This is a genomic window from Streptomyces sp. NPDC127038 (assembly GCF_042725875.1).
In the GTDB taxonomy this organism is placed as follows: Bacteria; Actinomycetota; Actinomycetes; order Streptomycetales; family Streptomycetaceae; genus Streptomyces.
On sequence record NZ_JBHXDQ010000042.1, the window covers coordinates 63,241 to 81,028 of the forward strand.

17 protein-coding genes are annotated in these 17,788 nt (G+C 65.2%); 6 read left to right on the top strand and 11 right to left on the bottom strand.

Annotation, left to right across the window (positions count from 1 at the left end; all coding sequences use genetic code 11):
• Position 1: 1 nt before the first annotated feature.
• From ACFWI4_RS26115 to ACFWI4_RS26135, 5 genes are all read right to left on the bottom strand, one after another.
• Positions 2 to 340 carry an RRQRL motif-containing zinc-binding protein gene (locus tag ACFWI4_RS26115; RefSeq protein ID WP_387200622.1) on the bottom strand — a complete coding sequence of 113 codons (339 nt, stop codon included), beginning with the start codon at positions 338 to 340 and terminating at the stop codon, positions 2 to 4.
• A complete protein-coding gene (locus tag ACFWI4_RS26120; protein ID WP_387200625.1) occupies positions 337 to 951 on the bottom strand; it encodes a GGDEF domain-containing protein in 615 nt (204 codons plus the stop codon). Before ACFWI4_RS26120 ends, ACFWI4_RS26115 begins: the two co-directional genes overlap by 4 nt.
• Complete coding sequence (locus tag ACFWI4_RS26125) at positions 948 to 2,066, bottom strand: conjugal transfer protein (RefSeq protein ID WP_387200628.1); 1,119 nt, start codon at positions 2,064 to 2,066, stop codon at positions 948 to 950. Before ACFWI4_RS26125 ends, ACFWI4_RS26120 begins: the two co-directional genes overlap by 4 nt.
• Positions 2,063 to 2,353: a hypothetical protein gene (locus ACFWI4_RS26130; protein ID WP_387200679.1), complete on the bottom strand. Its 291-nt coding sequence runs from the start codon at positions 2,351 to 2,353 to the stop codon at positions 2,063 to 2,065. The genes ACFWI4_RS26125 and ACFWI4_RS26130 overlap by 4 nt, the downstream gene beginning before the upstream one ends.
• A 161-nt stretch (positions 2,354 to 2,514) precedes the next feature.
• Entirely contained in the window at positions 2,515 to 2,679 is a 165-nt protein-coding gene (locus tag ACFWI4_RS26135; RefSeq protein WP_387200631.1) for a hypothetical protein, read from the bottom strand.
• A 466-nt stretch (positions 2,680 to 3,145) separates the two neighbouring features.
• Here ACFWI4_RS26135 and ACFWI4_RS26140 point away from each other — a divergent pair, with 466 nt between their 5' ends.
• Entirely contained in the window at positions 3,146 to 3,913 is a 768-nt protein-coding gene (locus ACFWI4_RS26140; protein ID WP_387200634.1) for a helix-turn-helix domain-containing protein, read from the top strand.
• Entirely contained in the window at positions 3,913 to 4,386 is a 474-nt protein-coding gene (locus ACFWI4_RS26145) for an NUDIX domain-containing protein (RefSeq protein WP_387200637.1), read from the top strand. Before ACFWI4_RS26140 ends, ACFWI4_RS26145 begins: the two co-directional genes overlap by 1 nt.
• Here ACFWI4_RS26145 and ACFWI4_RS26150 read toward each other — a convergent pair.
• Both ACFWI4_RS26150 and ACFWI4_RS26155 read right to left on the bottom strand, forming a co-directional pair.
• Positions 4,374 to 4,943, bottom strand: a complete 570-nt coding sequence (locus ACFWI4_RS26150; RefSeq protein ID WP_387200640.1) for an HD domain-containing protein — start codon at positions 4,941 to 4,943, stop codon at positions 4,374 to 4,376. The two genes, ACFWI4_RS26145 and ACFWI4_RS26150, sit on opposite strands and share 13 nt — an antisense overlap.
• A gap of 11 nt (positions 4,944 to 4,954) precedes the next feature.
• Positions 4,955 to 5,401, bottom strand: coding sequence for a GntR family transcriptional regulator (locus ACFWI4_RS26155; protein ID WP_387200643.1), 447 nt, complete (start codon positions 5,399 to 5,401; stop codon positions 4,955 to 4,957).
• Positions 5,402 to 5,621: 220 nt separating this feature from the next.
• On the opposite strand from ACFWI4_RS26155, the gene ACFWI4_RS26160 reads away from it, so the two are divergent.
• Positions 5,622 to 6,995 carry a hypothetical protein gene (locus ACFWI4_RS26160; protein WP_387200646.1) on the top strand — a complete coding sequence of 458 codons (1,374 nt, stop codon included), beginning with the start codon at positions 5,622 to 5,624 and terminating at the stop codon, positions 6,993 to 6,995.
• Positions 6,996 to 7,023: 28 nt separating this feature from the next.
• Here the strand turns inward: ACFWI4_RS26160 and ACFWI4_RS26165 are convergent, their stop codons facing one another.
• Positions 7,024 to 8,991, bottom strand: coding sequence for a PD-(D/E)XK nuclease family protein (locus ACFWI4_RS26165; RefSeq protein ID WP_387200649.1), 1,968 nt, complete (start codon positions 8,989 to 8,991; stop codon positions 7,024 to 7,026).
• Between ACFWI4_RS26165 and ACFWI4_RS26170 the strand changes: the two genes are divergently transcribed.
• Positions 8,891 to 9,669 (top strand): IS5 family transposase gene (locus tag ACFWI4_RS26170; RefSeq protein WP_387200652.1). Its coding sequence is split into 2 segments (ribosomal slippage): positions 8,891 to 9,200 and positions 9,200 to 9,669, totalling 780 coding nucleotides; the frame shifts between segments, so codons are not numbered across the junction. The genes ACFWI4_RS26165 and ACFWI4_RS26170 overlap by 101 nt on opposite strands.
• On the opposite strand, the gene ACFWI4_RS26175 is transcribed toward ACFWI4_RS26170, so the two are convergent.
• The 3 genes from ACFWI4_RS26175 to ACFWI4_RS26185 all read right to left on the bottom strand — a co-directional run bounded on the left by ACFWI4_RS26175 (position 9,639) and on the right by ACFWI4_RS26185 (position 13,896).
• Entirely contained in the window at positions 9,639 to 10,853 is a 1,215-nt protein-coding gene (locus tag ACFWI4_RS26175; RefSeq protein ID WP_387200655.1) for a UvrD-helicase domain-containing protein, read from the bottom strand. The genes ACFWI4_RS26170 and ACFWI4_RS26175 overlap by 31 nt on opposite strands.
• Positions 10,854 to 11,044: 191 nt before the next feature.
• Positions 11,045 to 11,761 (bottom strand): hypothetical protein, encoded by a 717-nt coding sequence (locus ACFWI4_RS26180; RefSeq protein WP_387200658.1) that lies wholly within the window; start codon positions 11,759 to 11,761, stop codon positions 11,045 to 11,047.
• Positions 11,762 to 12,150: 389 nt separating this feature from the next.
• Positions 12,151 to 13,896: an HNH endonuclease gene (locus ACFWI4_RS26185; protein WP_387200661.1), complete on the bottom strand. Its 1,746-nt coding sequence runs from the start codon at positions 13,894 to 13,896 to the stop codon at positions 12,151 to 12,153.
• Positions 13,897 to 14,095: 199 nt separating this feature from the next.
• On the opposite strand from ACFWI4_RS26185, the gene ACFWI4_RS26190 reads away from it, so the two are divergent.
• Both ACFWI4_RS26190 and ACFWI4_RS26195 read left to right on the top strand, forming a co-directional pair.
• Complete coding sequence (locus ACFWI4_RS26190; protein WP_387200664.1) at positions 14,096 to 14,977, top strand: antibiotic ABC transporter ATP-binding protein; 882 nt, start codon at positions 14,096 to 14,098, stop codon at positions 14,975 to 14,977.
• Positions 14,978 to 14,980: 3 nt separating this feature from the next.
• Positions 14,981 to 17,788 (top strand): caspase family protein (locus ACFWI4_RS26195; RefSeq protein WP_387200667.1); only part of this gene is annotated, 2,808 nt, incomplete at its 3' end.

Here is a 17,788-nt window from a genome sequence, read left to right on the forward strand (position 1 = left end):
TTCAGGCAGCGCGCTGTTCTTCGGGATAGGCGCAGGTCACGCACGATCCGAGCGAGGGCGGGATGACGTATCCGGCATCCCGGTGGCACTCGGGGCAGGTGCGGCGGGCGCGCATCATCGCGGCGTGGGCCTGCCACCGGCCCGCGGTCATCGGGCGGACCGGCTTGGCGAGGTCGACGCGGTACAGATAGGCGACCAGCGGCGGGCGCCGGCGGCGCGGGCGTTCGAGCGTCGCGGCCACCTGCTGACCACCGGGCCGCAGGTTCCGGGCCCGGAGTTGACGGCGGGTGGCGTAGCCGTCCGGGGCGAGGTGCCACCGGAAGACAGGCAGCGTGCTCACGCCGCCCCGCGCCGTCCCGGACGACGACCGGCAGCCGACCCGAGCAGCCGCCCGAGCCGGGCACGGCGAGAGCCGAACCGGCCCGACCGCTTGGCCGCGTACATCGCCTCGTCCGCGCGACGCATCAGCGCGGACAGGTCCTCGCCCGGGTGGTCGACGGCCCGCACCCACCCCAAGGACACCGTGGTGTGAACGTCGGGGGCGGTGTCGACCGGCCGGGCGAGGACACGGGCGAGGGTGTCCAGCCGTTCGGCGGCCGTGCCGTCGCGGTCGATGACGACGGCGGCGAATTCGTCCCCGCCCAACCGTCCCGCGACACCGCCGGGGCTGGCGCCGTGGGCGAGCCGGCCCGCGATCGTGGTCAGCAGCACGTCACCGGCCGCATGGCCGTGAGTGTCGTTGATCTGCTTGAAGCGGTCGACGTCCGCCAGCACGACCACGGCGCGCGGGTCGCGCAACAGGCGACGGGCCCGACGGGTGAACGCATCCCGCGTCCACAACTCTGTGAGCGGGTCACGGCGCGCGGCCGTCAGACGTCCGTGCAGCCACCGGAGATGTACCGCCCACCCGAGAGCGGGCACGGCCGGTAAGAGGGCGGCGAGGGTGTTCACGGCGCCACCACCGTGGTGGCGCGTTCGGCGAGCAGGGCGTCACGCAGCATGCGGGCGTTCGCCGGCGACGTGCGCAGGGCCCGGCGGATGCCCTCCCCGGTCACCTCAGCGTCTGCCCATCCGGCCGTCGCCTTCCGCGCCTCCGCCATGAGTTGATCGGGAGTGCGGCGGGTGCGAGGCGACTTGGCGGCGACCGGGACGCGACCCGTCGCCCGACGTCGGGCGGGCGACGCGGCCGGGACCGAGCGGACAGGTGTTGGAGCGATCGGGGCCGGCTTCATCACCGGGACGACCGCGGGCATCGACTTCATGCCGCCGCCCGACTTGCCGAGGTCGACCGGCAGCGGATTCGGCACCGTGAGCCGCGTCAGAACAACCGTCGGCGTGCCCGATCCGAGCAGGTCAGAGGTAGACCGTTCTCGACTATCTTCGGCCAATTCCTCCGCATTTGTGACGACAGGAAGGGCCGGGGTGGTGGCACCGAACATCGAGGCGAGCGCAGCGTCCGCGCCGTCCGTGATCCGGTCGCGCTGCACGTCCAGCAGCCTCGATCCGAGCGCGGCGTCCCCGACTCCGACCTTGCGGGCGAGTCGCCACGACGCCCGATCGGACCGCTTCCGGACCCGGTCGACGGGGTGGTGGGCGGCACGGGCCCGGTGGTAGGCGAGAGCCTGCACGATGTCCGCCGTGCGCCGCTCGTGCTCCGCGTCGCGGCCATCGGTGTGCACGACGATCCGGCGGGCGAGGAACGCCATGCCCTCCGCCGACACCGACATGCCCATCGGGGTCAGGGCGTAGACGACCGTGCGGCCCGGGTCCGGTGCGGCCATGGCGCCCATGACGGCGGCGGCAGCCGGCAACGCCCACAGGCCCACCCGCACGACGCGCGGGGAGGACTGCCCCAACATCGTCAGCCCTAACAGGACCAGGGCGAGCACGGCCGTGGCGCCCTCGCCGGCGCCGAGGGCGCCGAGGGCGGTTCCAGTGCCGTAGGCGTGTCCGATGTTGCTGTACGTGCCGATACCGCCCACCACGCCGGTGGCCAGCATGGGCCCGAACGCAGCTGTCAGAACACTGATCTGAACTTTCGTCAGCGGCTTCCGGGCCGTGTTCATGCCGCCTCCCCCGCCATCGACAGGTGGCCGCGAGCGGCACGCAGGAACGGGACGGTGCGGGTGAGCGCGTCGGCGTACAGGGCGTCCCAACCGGCGATCTCGTCACCGGCCTCCGCCTCCGCCCGCAGGTCGGCGAGGACGTCGCGAGCCGCGTCCTCACGGGCGGCGCGATCGAAGTCCGTCTCGGACTCCAGCGGGCCCCGGAACAGGTCGACGTCGATTCCGAGCGCCAGTTCCGCGAACTCGGAGTCGCCGTGCGCTTCCTGCCCAGCGACGAAAGTGCGCATACGCATGGTGGATCTCTCCATTTCAGGTACGTCGGGATGGAGGCCGGAAGCGGCGGGATGTCCTTGTCCGGGAGTGCTGCCGCTCCGGAATGTGCAGTGCCCCGGGGCGGATTCGATCCGCCACCTCGCGGCTTGACCGGGGCGTTTGTCGTGCAGTGGCTCTACTCGTTGTCGTCGTCCTGGGTGTTGGCGCTGGCGCCCATGACGACGTCGCCGTGGACGATGCCGCCGGCGACGGCCACCTGGTCACCGAGGACCACGGAGCCGCCGAAGGTGATGACGCCGTCGCCGAAGTTGAAGACGGCGCCGTTCTGGCTGTCGCTCATGTGCTTCTCCTCTGCGCTTGGCGAGTGAAGTGGCCTTGAAGTAAGGGGCGGGCCCTCGAAGGTGCTCTGGAATTCAGATCGAGCGATGCCACTCACCGCCCCGAAGGGCGGGTCAGGGCAGGACACCCGGCCCGACATGGGCGGTCGGGATGGTGACCCGCACCCATCGACCACCTGTGGTCAGGTGGCTGGGTCGGCACACTCTTGAGTTCTTCGCAGGGCGGAATCCGGGCCGTGCTCTCCGGACCCTGCATAAGGAACATGTATTACCTGTTCCTCATCTTGCAGAGGAAGGTTCACCCCGTCAAGCTCTGCAGCTTCGTGGAGTTCGGCGGACCCTCGCGCTCGATGTACCTACAGACTGTCGTCGGCGCCGACGACGAGCGACTTCGCACCTGTACGACTCAGGTCGTTCTTAGCTAGCGTGAAGTCGTACCAAGTCGTCCCGAGCGACAGGAGGTTGGACGTGGCGAACGAGCGACTACGCGGCGCGATAGTCGACTTAGGCCTGACCCTCGATGAGGTCGGCGAACGTCTCGGTGTTGCAGCCAAGACGGTAGAGCGCTGGATCAACGACCCGGACCGCAAGCCGTACCGCCGCTTCCAGTACGCGACCGCGTCACTCCTGAAGTGCGAAGTCTCGTATCTCTGGCCGGACGAACAGACGTCGGCCGAAGTGACTGCCACCGGCAACGCGGAGTTGGTCAGGCTGTATCCGCACCGATCCGTCGTGATGCAGACCCTTTGGACGAACCTGTACTCGAAAGCCACCCGACAGTTCGACCTACTTGTGTACTCGGGGTTCTGGCTCACCGAGGACGCGACGTTTCACCGCATCGTGAAGGAGAAGGCGACCGACGGGGTACCCATCCGCTTCATGCTGGGAGAACCCGAGTCGTCGGCTGTGGCTGTGCGGGGCGAGGACGAAGGGATCGGCGCCGCGATGGCGGGCAAGATTCGAAACGCCCTCGTCAACTACGGCCCACTGTTCAGACTCCCCGGTGTCGAGTTCCGCTTGCACGGCACCACGCTCTACAACTCGATCTACCGGGCCGATGAGGAGATGCTGGCGAACGGTCACCTCTACGGGGTCGGCGCTTACATGGCTCCCGTCCTCCACCTACGTCGCGTTCCAGGCGGCGAACTCTTCGACGCCTACGCTGAGAGTGTTGAGAAGGTATGGGAGTCGGCTCGCCCGATCTCCTCACCCGCCGACTGGGAGGGCGCACGCTGATGAGCCGGATCGATTACTTCCGCGACCCGAACGCTCCAAAGGCCAACTCCGTGGTCCCTTCGGTGACAGCAGTGGTCCGCGACGATGCAGGACACTTGTTGCTCATCCACAAGACGGACAACGATCTTTGGGCCCTGCCCGGCGGTGGCCACGACATCGGCGAGCGCATCGCTGACACGGCCGTTCGTGAGGTCCGAGAAGAGACCGGTATCGACGTCGAGGTAGACAACATCGTGGGGCTCTACACCGACCCTCAGCACGTGTTGGCGTACGACGACGGCGAGGTCCGGCAGCAGTTCTCCATCTGCTTCCGTGCCCACCCGGTCGGCGGTTCTCTACGGACAAGCAGCGAATCGAAAGAGGTCCGCTGGATCTCTCCGGCGGACCTTGACGGGCTGGACATCCACCCTTCGATGATGTTGCGCATCCGGCACGGTCTCGCTGATGCGCGGCAGGAGCCCTACATCGGCTGACGGCCGACGGAGGCGTCTGCCATCCGGTCCCCGACACGCTTCGACGCAGCATGGATCTCGGGGGCTGCGCGCTGGATGAAACGACCGACGATCGTGTCCGGGCCGTATCGGTGCACGATCTCGTCCAGCCGCTCAGCCGGCGTCGTCTGCGTCCCGTCCGGCGTGGTCGTCATGTCGCAGTACAGCAAGGCGTCGACCAGGCCGGGCCGCTCTAGCTCGAACTCGCCCTCAAGTTCCTGACGAAGGCCGCGTTCCTCCGCTTCCAGCAAGGCACAGGAGTGATGCGCCACGAGACGAACAACCCGTTCATCCGCACCTTCCTGATCTCTGAGGAATCGCGCGCCATCCAAGGGATGGAAGCCCGTAGCGGCGATGGCCGGCGAGTAGCCGATGTCATGCAGCACGGCGGCGGCCTCCAACAATTCCGCGTCGTCTCCCAGGATCGGTCCCAGGAACCGAGCGCGCTTGGCTACCCCGAGCGAGTGCGCCCACCGGCGTGGAAGCGGATCGGACAGCAGCGATTCAGAGAGCTTGTACGCCCACTCAGTCAGTCCCATGACGGCCAAGACTACGGCCGGGCGGTGGGCGCCGGGAGGGCGCGCACGGTCCGCCCCTTGCCGTGCACGGTGGCGAGCAGACCGTTTCCCTCCATCTGAGCCAGAACACGGCGCACGGCAGTCCGGGACGCTCCGAACCGCTCACACAGCTTTGCTTCGGACGGGTACGCGTCCCCTACTGAAAGAGAGTCCTCTTTGATCACGTCCGTCATGCGCTCCGTGAGCGGCCGCCGGTCACCTGCCCGGGCCACGCGCCACCCGATCCCGGGAGCGGACTCGACAGCCCCGTCAGCTTCGAGAACCTTGAGCGCACGGCGGATCGTGTTCCGGGAGACGCCGTACGAGGTCATCAGATCGGCCTCTGATGGCAAGTCACCGCTGCCGGACTCCGCTTGAATCTCGTTACGTAGCGCATCTGCAATGACCAGGTACGTACCTCGCGGACTACCCTGCGGCACGTGACCCCCCTACATCGACCTCGTCGGCGTCCCGGTGGCGCCTCACTCCAGCTTCCCACGGGCATGCCGTCACTCAGTAGGTGCAGCCAGAGCCGACCTTCCATCATGCGCACTGATGTTCGACTTTCCTCAATGTTGTGCATGCCGACTTTCCGCTAGCCAGAATGCTTCACGGGAAGGACGCCAGAGGTCGCCTTCACGAACACATAGGAAGGTAGCTATGAGCGGACAGCCGACCATAAGTGAAAGCTCCATCGTAGAGGGGCTTCGGCGAGTCTTCCGCAGTGATGGACCCGTAAGCGGTGACTTCCTCTTGCGAGATCCCATTCCACTACCCGACGGGGGAGCGATCAAGGGGGCAGATAGCGCCGAGATCGCAGAACTTGTGATTCGCCTCAACAGCGCAAAACTGAAGACCGAGAGTTCCTTCCAATGGGAAAACGAAGCAGAGTTTTCCTTGGTCTCACTCGATCAAGTCGGCGCTTTCGACAGATTTTTCGAGGAGAAGACATTCGAGGGACAAGGTGAAAATCCCGTAACATTTAAGATTGGAAGGCCGTCCCGAGAATTTGCCGCATACCTTCTTTGTATGTTTGCGCAGAATCCTGCCCTCCTGACGTACGCGAGGGCCAGGGTAACACTGAACCGGATTCGCCAAACGGGCCACGATCGGAGCGCGTTCAGCTACAATCCGGTCGAAGGTGACTCACTGTTTGACGTCCTCGCCGCAGGCTTTCGCGCTACTACATTGCGAATCAGCGCCGTCAAATCTCGCTCGGACTTTGAGGCGCTCGCCAATTCCTTCCTATTTCATGCCGCTTACAACACGGATGCAGCGGCTCGAATTGGTCTAGAGTCGATGTTTCGGCCACAAGCTATCCAGCGGATCCGGCGGAATCAATCTGGTTCTCTTGACGCCCCCAGGCAAACCTACGACGCGGACCTGGTGCACCACTACCTCATGGGCGTCGCCGCAGAAATCCCACTGCTGGAATACTTGGCCTACTATCACATCGCCGAGCATTTCTTCGAGAAGGTGTTTAACGAGGACCTCGTAAACCAGGTGCGAACAGGTATTACCGATCCGTCTTTCTCCGCCCGTCGAAGTAAGGATATTCAATCCATCATTAAGATCGTCACCAAGGTTCAACGCCAAGTCAAGGATGAAGGCGGGGTGAATGAACAGCGGGCGCTGCAATTGGTGCTCGATAGATTTGTTAACGTGCCTCGCCTCGTGGCCGACCTAGACGCCTATGACACGACCTTGGTCAGCCACTACACAAACAATGACGTCCCTTTTGCGGGTGCGAGTAAGGTAAACATTCGCGCGAACGATGAAGATGCTGTACGTAGCGCAATCGCAAAAAAGGATTTACAAAGTCAGGAATTCTTTGGTGCACGCCAAAGAAGGAGAACTGCCGAAGTATGCACCATTCGCACACGACGAGGAACTAGCTCGCGAAATTCCTCTGATGCGCTTTACGGCAGAACAGATCGTCATTGCACAAGGCAAGGTTCTTTAAGTGTGTGGATGCGTGTTGAGACTGCGAATGCCTCCGAGGTAAGGAGGAGCTTCCTCACTCTGGAAGAATGAGGAAGCTCCTCCGGCACGCCTCGTCGAGCTACTCGTTCGGTCCCGTGCGAGAGAAGGCACTCACCTTCAGGAAGCGCTTCCCATCGGTTCCGTCCGGAAGATGCAAGTCCGGCGGTTCTTCCTCCGTCTTGAAGGGCTCCAGCTTCTTCGAGCAGATCTGCTTGAAATCGCAGCCACCACACTTGGTCCGGGAGCCACGCTGCGGAAAGTCGCCGTCGGTGATGCGACTAACCGCCCACACCACGTTGGCGACGGCAGACTCCACCGCATCAGCGTCGACGGGAACCTTCACACGCTGCCCATCCTTGAGCAAGTGCACGGCACCCGTCCGCGCATTCATGCCGTGGACCTGCTCGGCCCCCTTCCCATACAGCTGCACCTGGAGAGATAGATCTTCCCAGTTCAAGTCAGGGTTGTTGGTCGGCTCGGGTCCCCCCGCCATGGTCTTGAAGTCGATGACCTCAGCGTCGTGGATCTTGTCCGCGTCATCCACGCTCAGAAGAAGATCGATGGCTCCCGAGATAACAGCCCCCTCCACGGGGATTTCAAAGGGAAGCTCGACTTGCCGCTTCAGTTTGAAGTCGGTGCCGTACACGTCCGCGTAGTCAGAGGCGATGTCCGAGGACTTTTGCTTTGCCCTCTCGTAGGCGCCTGGGCGATCGACTGGATCAGAGCTGGGGGCTACGTGCTTAAGGTGAAACATGTTCTCCGCGATAGCCCTGGCTTCGTCGGAGGTAGGGGCCTTGTCCTTGTACACCTGGTGGAGCTTCCCCACGGCGGCATGTACAGCCCGGCCGAAGCCGAAGAGCTCCGGGATCGGCGGCGAGAAGCCGTTCACGACGCTCAACTTGTAAGCATGCGGACATCGCATGAAAGTATGGATCTGGGAGTACGTCGTCGGGAGGACCGACTCATCGCCGCGCCGGCGCTGCGCTTCCGCCGGAGGCACGACGCGCGACGGAGCAGTCGGGTCCAGGAGGTCTCGCCTGATCTCAGGATGATTCAGCCGAACCGTATACGGCGAAGCCTTCGTGAGCCGCTTACCTCCGGGAAGCAGTGCGGAACCGGTGACATAGAGGAAGCGTTCAGCACGGGTGATCGCCGTGTAGAAGAGGCGGGCCTGGTCGTGGGGTCCGGTCTGATACGAGCCGTTGTCGATCGCCTGCTGAATCAAGATCTCCGGGATCCAGCCGTCGTAATTCCGGCGTCGCCCGGGGAAGCGTCCGTTCTCGACATCCACGACGAAGACCACGGGGAACTCAAGCCCTTTGGCCTTGTGGACCGTGGAGACCGTGACGGCATCCGGGCGAGCCATCATCTGATTGTCGGTCTCATAGCCGTCGCCAGCCACGTTCTGCAGGAAATTCAGAAGCTCACCGAAACGTGACTTACCGTCGATGGAAAGGTAGACGGTCTCTATGTCTTGAAGGATGCGGCTGAACGTACCCAGATCCGCCATGACTCCGTCGTCAAAACCGCTGTTGGCGACATCCAAAGCTTCAAGCAGATCATGCAGGAGCTGCTGCGGGAAGAGTCGCTGTCGCGGCAGGCCGGGGGCGATGGGAGCATGGATGCGGCGCCCCCAGTCGGCGAACACCCGGATGACGCGGCTGAGATTGGCCTGGGGGAAGGTCTTCTTGAGTTCCGAATTGAAGAGATCTTCGACTTGGGTGCGGTCCGGCATCGCATCGCGCAACAGCTCGAAAGCGCTGCGGATCGCTGCTGGCTGTGCCCTATCAAAGAGCTGCCCACCGGCGTTTAGGTCGTACGGGATGTTGCGCGCGTCCAGGGCCTGAATGTAGGCCGTGTGGCGCTTAGACCGTGTCCTATGTGGGGCTGGGTCGTTGGACTTGGTTATGGGGCGGGGTACGTGGAGTTGGATTGTTCCGGACGGGTTGTGGGAGATCGCGGAGCCGCTGATCCCGCCGTCGAGGGTGCGGCCGCAGGGTGGCGGAACACAGGACACGCCTGATGAGACGCTGTTCGCGGCGATCATCTACGTGCTGGTCAGCGGATGCGCCTGGCGAGCACTGCCACCGTGCTTCGGGATATCGAAGTCGACCGCGCATCGCCGGTTTTTGATCTGGTCCCGGGCGGGAGTATGGGGTCGGCTGCACGAGGAGATCCTGCACCGCCTGGACGACGCCGGCCTGCTCGACCTCTCCCGAGCAGTCCTTGATTCCGCCCACGTGAGGGCGAAAAAAGGGGCGAACTCACAGGTCCGAGTCCCGTGGACCGGGGCAAGCCGGGTTCCAAGATGCACGTCCTGTCGGACGCGAACGGACTGCCCCTCCTCGTCGGCGTCTCGGCGGCCAACACCCACGACAGCCTCGCCCTCAAGCCCATGATCACCGGGCACCAAACGAGACACGACCCTCACCGTGGCCGGTACTTCAAGCCCCGCCGTCTTCACGCAGACAAGGCCTACGACATCCCCCACCTGCGAAAATGGCTCAGAGGTAAGCGCATTGGCGTGCGCATTGCCCGCAAGGGAGTCGAGTCCAGCGAACGGTTAGGGCGTCGGCGCTGGGTCATCGAGCGGACCATGTCCTGGCTGACCGGCTACCGCCGGCTCAACCACCGCTACGAACGCCACCCACGCAACTACCTGGCCTTCCTCGGCCTCGCCGCCGCCCTCTGCTGCTACAAGAAGCTCGTCCGCCTCACCACATAGGACACGGTCTTAGTGCCGTCAGATTCCGGCTGTCCCGTTGAACGCATGAGAATGGCGAAGTCGGCGGGTGTCAGGCCACGCACGGTGCCGTCGGACTCCTCGTAGGCTGTACCGAGCAGCTCGTCGATGCGTTCGGCGACGAACTCGGCTTCCACGGGGCGCACGGGGAAGTTCAGTACTGCGAACTCTCGCGGGTCATGATTCGTGGCCGCGTGCAACTGCTGCGGCAGTCGGGCGGGACCGAGCTCTTGTGCAGCAAAGTCGCCAGCGGCCTCGACGATCGCCGAGGTGGACCGGAAGTTGGTCAGCAGCTTGTGGACGGCGGCGTTGGGGTACCGGCGGTTGAACTCCAAGATGTTGGTGACATCGGCCCCGCGCCACCCGTAGATGGCCTGGTCGTCGTCTCCGACGACGAACACGGTTTCCGAGTTCTGGTGCATAAGCCCAATGAGCCGCTCCTGCACGACGTTGACGTCCTGATACTCGTCCACGAGTACGTGACGCAGCGGCGCGAGTGCTTGAACAGCGCCGGGTTCCTTCGCTTCGAGGGCCTCAACGACGAGGCGCTGCATGAGCGAGAAGTCGATGAAGTTGTCCTGCTCCATGTGGTCACGAAGCCGCTCCAGGGCTTCGCCCAGCGCAGGGTCTTCGTTGGCGACCTGGGCAGGGTCGAGCAGCTCGTCATTCATCATGTGCCAGGCGCGGCTCAGTTCCTTTAGTGTCTCGAAATACCCGCGCCTCTTCCCCTTCGCCGTGGGGTGCGCATCGCGCAAGGGATTGATGTTGAGCTTGGGATACCTAGAGATCAGGTAGACGAGGAACTGCATCTCATCGAGGACGTCGAACTGACGGTAGCGAGCATCCATGTCTCCGAGGACGCGACGGCACCATGCGTGGATGGTCCCGATGTACATACCCCCGACCAGGAGGGGGTTCACCCCGCACACCGTTAGGGCTTGCGCTACGCGCGTCTTGATCTGCTCGCCGGCCTTCTCGGTGAAGGTGAATGCGACGACCGACTCGGGACTCGCCCCGTTGGCGATCTTATGAGCGACCCGACCGGCCAGGGTGCGCGACTTCCCGGACCCCGCACCCGCGAGCGCAAGAACTTCGTCCTCCGGCGCGACGGCGGCTTCGTACTGCTCGGTAGTGAGCCACCCTCTGAGCGCCTGATCTACGTCCACGTCGATGCTCTCTTCCTTGAGCGCTAACTGACGTAGGGAACGATGCCAGAGGGGTCTGACAATGGGTCGAGATCATGAAATCAGTGCAGATGGCGAGCAGTTCACAGTAGCCTCGCCCCTTCACTGACACCGTGTGTCTGGCAAGGGTTCTGCGCCCTAGGTGGGGCTCCTGAACGCGGCCGCGTGCATGGCTATGAACTCCCCAGGATGGACAGGAGTCCGCCCCACTTGCCCATGTCCGGCGCGGGGAAGGGCCAGCCGGTGTATGGGCACCCGTCACTGCCGCACGTGCCCCCCAAGAACAACTGGACGCCAGCGGCAGCCAGATAGGCCTCCAAGCCAGCCGGTGACAGCAAAGCCATCGCCGGTCCGACAAGCACCGTACGATCCAGGACCAGCCGGTCGCGGGTGAGGAAGACGTGGGCGCCAATGGCTTGCGCTTCGAGCACCAGGTCGCGGTCAGCTCCCTCTGGAAGACCGCTCTCATCACCAACAGGCGTGGGCGCCGGACCATCCGACGGGGCAGATATCGTCCAGTCTCCCATCTGGAAAGCCAGACTCTCCGCGAGCGCCTCGATCGAGGGGAGCCGACGTTCAAGGAAGCGCTCAGAGACCTTCTTGGCATCGGTCTTCGAGCGGGGGGTTACAACGAATCGGATGTCGCGCAGTAGCCACACGTTGAGGATGTCCGCAAGACCGTCCAACTCCTCCAAATAGGCCGCGTCCGCCTCGACCTCGTCAGGCAGCGAATCATCGTTCATGAGCGCTGTCCCGTGCTGCTGAAGATCGATTAGGACGTTCGAGTCGAGTGCGACAACCAGCGGACCGTGGTAACCGGAAGGGAGCAGGCTCGGCAGCACCTGATTGCAGAACCCGAGGCCGCCGTCGAGGGTGACTTGATGAAGCACATCCGCAGGCTATGTCAGAGCAGATCGACGGTCACGGGGTTCGATGCGGCAGATGCCGTGCGCGCACGGAGTTTCAGCAGATCGCGACCTCCGGAAGCGGGTCACGGGGGCTCGGTTCCGCCAGGGGCGCCCCGGTACGCGCCCTCGACGGCTACCGCAGCGCGTGACCGGGCCTAACCGCGCCCAGAGGGCACAATGAGGGCACAATGACTTCAGGCGGTTCAACGGCACCCAACGCCGCCAAACGCTATTTGGCCTGGTCAGCAACGTATCTTGACAGCCCCCGCAGACCATGCCCGAAAGGGCGACACCCCCGCACAGAGTGCCGCCCCTGCTCGTTCCACTGCCGTGAAGTACACCGTTCGGGGGAGGATTGCAGCCACAGGTTGTCAGCGGTGGTCTCTGCCGCAGAGTGCGCGGTGGTAGCGAAGGTGTGCTTCGTCGATGCGGTGGGCAGGGTGCCGGCGGAGCTCTCCTACGGGGCTGTCGTCCGTGGTCGTGCGGACTGTGCCATCGCTGTCGATGTAGATGGCGAGTGCGTCGAACTGGACGTGGTGGTTGGGGCACAGGACGAGCAGGTTCGACAGTTTGTCCGGGCCGTGGTGTGGGCGGCCGAGGCCTCGGATGTGGGCGGCCTCGCTGTAGGTGCCGAACCGGGCGGGCAGTTGTAGGTTGCAGACCTGGCAGCGGTCATCGTGCAACTGCTTGACCCGGGCCGCCAACTCGGTGTCGCGGACGATGCGGGAGAGCATGGCGGTGCGCCGTGCGGCTGGCCCCGCTTCTCCTTCCCGGTCCTCGATGTCGTCCGGGGCGCCGCTCGCGCTCTCGTAGCCGGCCAGACCCAGCCGTTCCAACAAGGCATGTTGGTCGACGTCGGCAAGGTAGGTCTCGCGGAGGACGGCGATCGCCTGAGTCCTGACGAATGGGTCGCTCAGCAGGTCCGCCGCCTGCTCGGTGAGGCCCGCTTGGGGGTTGAGCCTGTCGAAGGTGGCGGAGTGAGGCTTGGCAAAGTGCTCGGGCGGGAGACCGTTGAGGTCCCACAACCCGCTGGTCCGTAGGTGCCAGAAGGGGTACTCGGGAGTTGTCGAGGACTCAGGGAGGCCGAATTCTGCCAGCAACCCGCCCACATCGTCGCGGAACTGGCGCCACGGTGCGAGGCGGGGTTGCCCGCCGGCGATCCTGGAGACGGCCCACAGCAGGGCGAGGGGCTTGTGTCTGCTGGGGCGGCCGTTGTTCTGGTGGACCTGGAGGCTTTCGAGTCGGTCCATCAGCCCACCGGCCGTCAGCTGCGACGGCTCGGCCGGCCCTGGGAGCGGTGGTGTCGTGTCGTGCGAGTTGCGCGGTGCGGGGAACAGGTCCGGCAGCTCGCGCTCGTCCCCGCTCGCTTGCCGAGGAGTGGCCCGGCCGGGGGCGGCATCGTCGGTCTGCCGTCGTACCCGGGGTAGTGCGGCGTGACCGTGCTCGACCCATTCGCGCCATGCGCGCGGAGCGTGGGCGAGTGCGTCGTCGGTCCGGAGTCCGGGGTTCCCGCGGGCTTCGATCCATGCCCAGTCGAGTCGGTCGTCCTCCGGGCTCAGGTCCAGGACGGCCAGGTCGTAGCGGTAGTTGGGATAGGGCCTGCCGTTGGCGTTCTGCTCGATCTGCTCCAGGCCTTCGATGACCGCGACGCCGCAGAACTCGACGTATCCCTTGGGCGTCTTGTTGCGGGAGACCGCGGCGAACACCAGCAGTGGTACGGCCTGTGCGCGCTGTTCCGCGGTCGGTGCCGCATGCTCGGCGAAGGCTTCGAGCAGGCGCGCGTTGCCCTGGGTGCTTCCCACTGGGACCGTGTGCTCGACTCGGTGGTCTCCGAAGTAGCTGATGTGGCCGTTGTCCAGGTCGAACACGTCGTGCCAGGGCGTTTCCGCGCTGCCAGCCTTCCACGGGCTGGACCGGATCAAGATCGCCGGGCGTCGTTGCCCGCTGAGTGTCTTGACCTCGGCAATGGGATTGATGCCCTTGCTCAGCTGGATCTGGGCGAGATGGTTGGAGGCGGTGACGTGATGAATGTTCGGGTAGCCGTCGATGACGGCGATCTCGGGGTCCTTGTTCCGCGCCGACCGCAGGACCTCACCGACACGTAGCTGACTTCCCACCGAATCCCCCCGACGTTGCCTGCCCCGATCCTGCCAGGTGCTGATCGCTGTCGGATCCGTCGCCTGCTCGGGGCTCGCGGACCTGGAGGCACCCGTGGGGCGTTCTCCGGGTGGATTTGACGAACTGTGCTGCCTTTGATGCCCGTTGTCCTGTAGACCGGTGTGATCGCACAAAGGCAGTTGCAGCGGGGGGCGCATCATGGCACGGGTGGTCGTCGTTCACGGGATCGGGCAGGAGTTTCTGGGCCCCGAGTCGATGGGACAAAACGTGGGGCCGGCGCTCCGTGACGGTGTCCGCCTCGCGGGCGGGCCGCGGCTGGAGGCGGGCGACGTGGCCTGCGCGTTCTACGGCGATCTGTATTTCGAGGCGGGGACGCGCTCCTTGGACATCCCGCCGTGGGACGAGACGGACGTCGATGAAGGCATGGAGATCGAACTGCTGGAGGCCTGGTGGGAACAGGCCTCCCGGATCGAGCTGGCCGTCCCTGGCCCCGATGCGGCCGACTCCCGCGGAGTGGTCGGATTCGGAGCTTCTCGACTCCTGCTCTCGGAGCGCGTCCGGACGGCGCTGGACGCCCTGAGCGCATCAAGCTTCTTCGCGAAGGTGTCCGACCGGCTGCTCGTCTTCGCCCTCAAGCAGGTCCGCCGGTACATGACCGAACCCGAGCTCAGACGCCAGGCACAGGCCCGCATCGCCGAGGAGATCACCGACGAGACGCGGGTGCTGGTCGCGCACTCGCTCGGCTCCGTCGTCGCCTACGAGGCACTGTGCGCCCATCCGGAGTGGCAGGTCACCGACTTCGTCACGCTCGGCTCTCCCCTGGGGATGCGCAGCGTGGTCTTCGACCGGCTCGAGCCGAGGCCGACGAAGGACGTCGGCTGCTGGCCCGGTGGGATCAGACGCTGGACGAACATCGCCGACCGCGGCGACATTGTGGCACTCGCGGACCGGCTCGGTCCACGGTTCGGCGACCGGGTGGACGATGCCTCGATCTCCAACGGCATGCAGATGCACGATCTGTTGCGCTACCTCACCGCTCCGCGGACGGGCACGGCCGTCGCCCGAGGGCTGGAGGACTGAGTCATGGCGCCGCAAGGTCGCAGGTTCTTGATCGCGGTCGGCGTCGGGACGTACGCGGACCCGGGGATCGATGATCTGCCGGGCGTACCGGCAGATGTGGCACGCGTGCGCGAGCTGCTGGAGTCCATGGACTACGCCGTGGTTCTGCCCGAACTCGCTGCGGATCCCGGAAAGGACCTGGCGGAGCGCATCGAGGATTGGGTGCTGGACACTGACCTCGGACCACAGGATGCGGTGATCGTCTATTTCGCCGGCCATGGCGCGAAGGCGACTGACCGCCATTACCTGCTCTGCGCCGACAGCAGGCCGGGCCGTTACACAACGGCGCTGGCCAGCGAGGATCTGTGCCGTCCGCTGATGGCCAGTCCCGTCGGGCACCTCCTGGTCGTCCTCGACACCTGCTACGCCGGCGCGGGCACCGAGGACATCGCGAGACTGGCTGCCGAGCTGGCTTCCTCACAGCGCGGCACGGCCGGACGCTGGATGATGGCAGCCGCCCGCGGCAAGGAACGTGCCCGAGAGAACGCCTTTGTGGACGCCATGGCCCACATTCTGGAGCAGCCACGGGCAGGCGCCCACCAGGAGTACCTGGGCGTCCGGGAGGTCACGGAGCGGGTCAACGAGTACTTCCGCGACGAGCACCCTGCCCAGCACGCCCGCCACTCCACCATCGACAGCGACGGCCACGCCCCGTTCTTCCGCAACCGGGCTTACATCCCAGGCCTGCCAGCCGATGACCTGGATGTTGAGACCCTGACCCGGCTGCGCAGGCAGACCCGCGGCCATTTCGAGGCACGCGGTCGGGGCGTGGAGCACACCAGCGACCGCGGCGACTACTTCACAGGACGAACCGCAGCCCTCACCGCGCTGGCCTCGTGGCTGGGCGGACAGCGCCACGACCGCAAAGCACGAGTGATCACCGGCAACCCGGGGTCGGGGAAATCCTCGCTGCTCGGCCGCTTCCTGATGCTCACCGACGTCGACGCCCCAGCGCGCGCCAATACTCCCGAACTGGCCCTACCTCCGGCAGACCTGACCGTCGTGCGACTTCATGCTCGCCGCGCCGTACTGGAAGATCTGGCGACCGACCTAGCCGCAGCAATCAGTTTGCCCGAGGGCAGCGGCCGTGACGATCTCCTGGATGCACTGGGCGAGCGGAGCCAGCCGATGGTCGTCGTGGTCGACGCGCTCGACGAAGCTGGCACAGCAGGCGACATCACCGAGGGCAACCGCATCGCGCGCGAACTTCTGCAACCCCTGACCACGCTGCCCGCAATACGTCTGATCGTCGGTACCCGCCGCCCCCTGATCCCGGCACTCGGCCGGGCTGTGGTCACCATTGACCTGGACCTGCCCGAACACATCACCAACCAGGATGTTGCCGACTACGCCTGCGCGCTCCTCCTGGACGCCCAAGACCCCGACAGTTGCTCCCCGTACGCAGGGTCGCCCGAGGAAGCGGCCATGGTCGCCCGAGGTATCGCATCCCGGGCAGGTGCGTCCTTCCTCGTCACCCGAATGACGGCACGTGCCCTGGTCCACGGCCAAATCATGATTGACACCGCGCGCCCCGGCTGGGAGACGGATCTGCCGAGTGACGCGGGACAAGCCTTCGCGGCGTACCTTGCACGCTTCGGTCCCGACCGACCGAAGGTGGAGCGCCTGCTACGCCCCCTGGCCTACGCCCAGGGCGCAGGGCTGCCGTGGTCCACACTGTGGGCACCGCTGGCTGGGGCTCTGTCCGAAGTGCCCTGCCCTCAGGAAGACCTACGGTGGCTCTTCGAACATGCTGGCGCCTATCTGGTCGAGACCAAGACATCGACAGGGTCGGCCTACCGACTTTTCCACGAAACGATGGCCGAGCACCTGCGCGAGCTGGGAGACGATACGACCGCGCACCAGGTGATCACGACAACTCTCCTGGCCCGGATTCCCCACGATGCTCGGACCGCCCGCCGGGACTGGCCGGCCGCACACCCGTATGTTCGAGACCACCTCGCCACACACGCCGCCGCAGGAAGCTGTCTCGAAACGGCGCTGCACGACAGTGACTTTCTCGTCCACGCGACACCGGCCCACCTGCTCCGGGCTTTCCACGCCACCAATTCCGATGAATGTCGTCTGCGTTGCGCCATCTACCGCGCCTCAGCCGGTGTCCATTCCACGACAACCCCACGAAGGCGTCGGGACATCCTCGCCATCGACGCGGCCCGATACGCGGAGCACGACCTCGCCCACGAGCTGTCCCTAGAGCTCTCATGGCGCCCTCGCTGGGCAACCGGATCACTCGTACACCCCGCGCTCCACAGCACACTCACGGACTTTATCGGTGCCGTGGATGCTGTTGCGTGCGCGGTGATCGACGGCAGGCCTCACGCGGTCACCAAAGACTTTGACGGGGCGGTCCGTGTGTGGGATCTGTCGGACGGAACGGTCCGTGACGTCAGACACCCGGGTTCTGTGAATGCTGTCGCGTGCACGGTGATCGACAGCAGGCCTCACGCAATCACCGGAGGCAGCGACGGGACACTCCATGTGTGGGATCTGTCGGACGGAACGGTCCGTGACGTCCTCAACCGATACACGGGTTCCGTGAATGCTGTCGCGTGCACGGTGATCGACAGCAGGCCTCACGCAATCACCGGAGACATCGACGGGACGGTCCGTGTGTGGGACCTGTCGGACGGAACGGTCCGTGACGTCCTCGGCGGGCACTCGGGTTCCGTGAATGCTGTCGCGTGCACGGTGATCGACAGCAGGCCTCACGCAATCACCGGAGGCAGCGACGGGACGGTCCGTGTGTGGGACCTG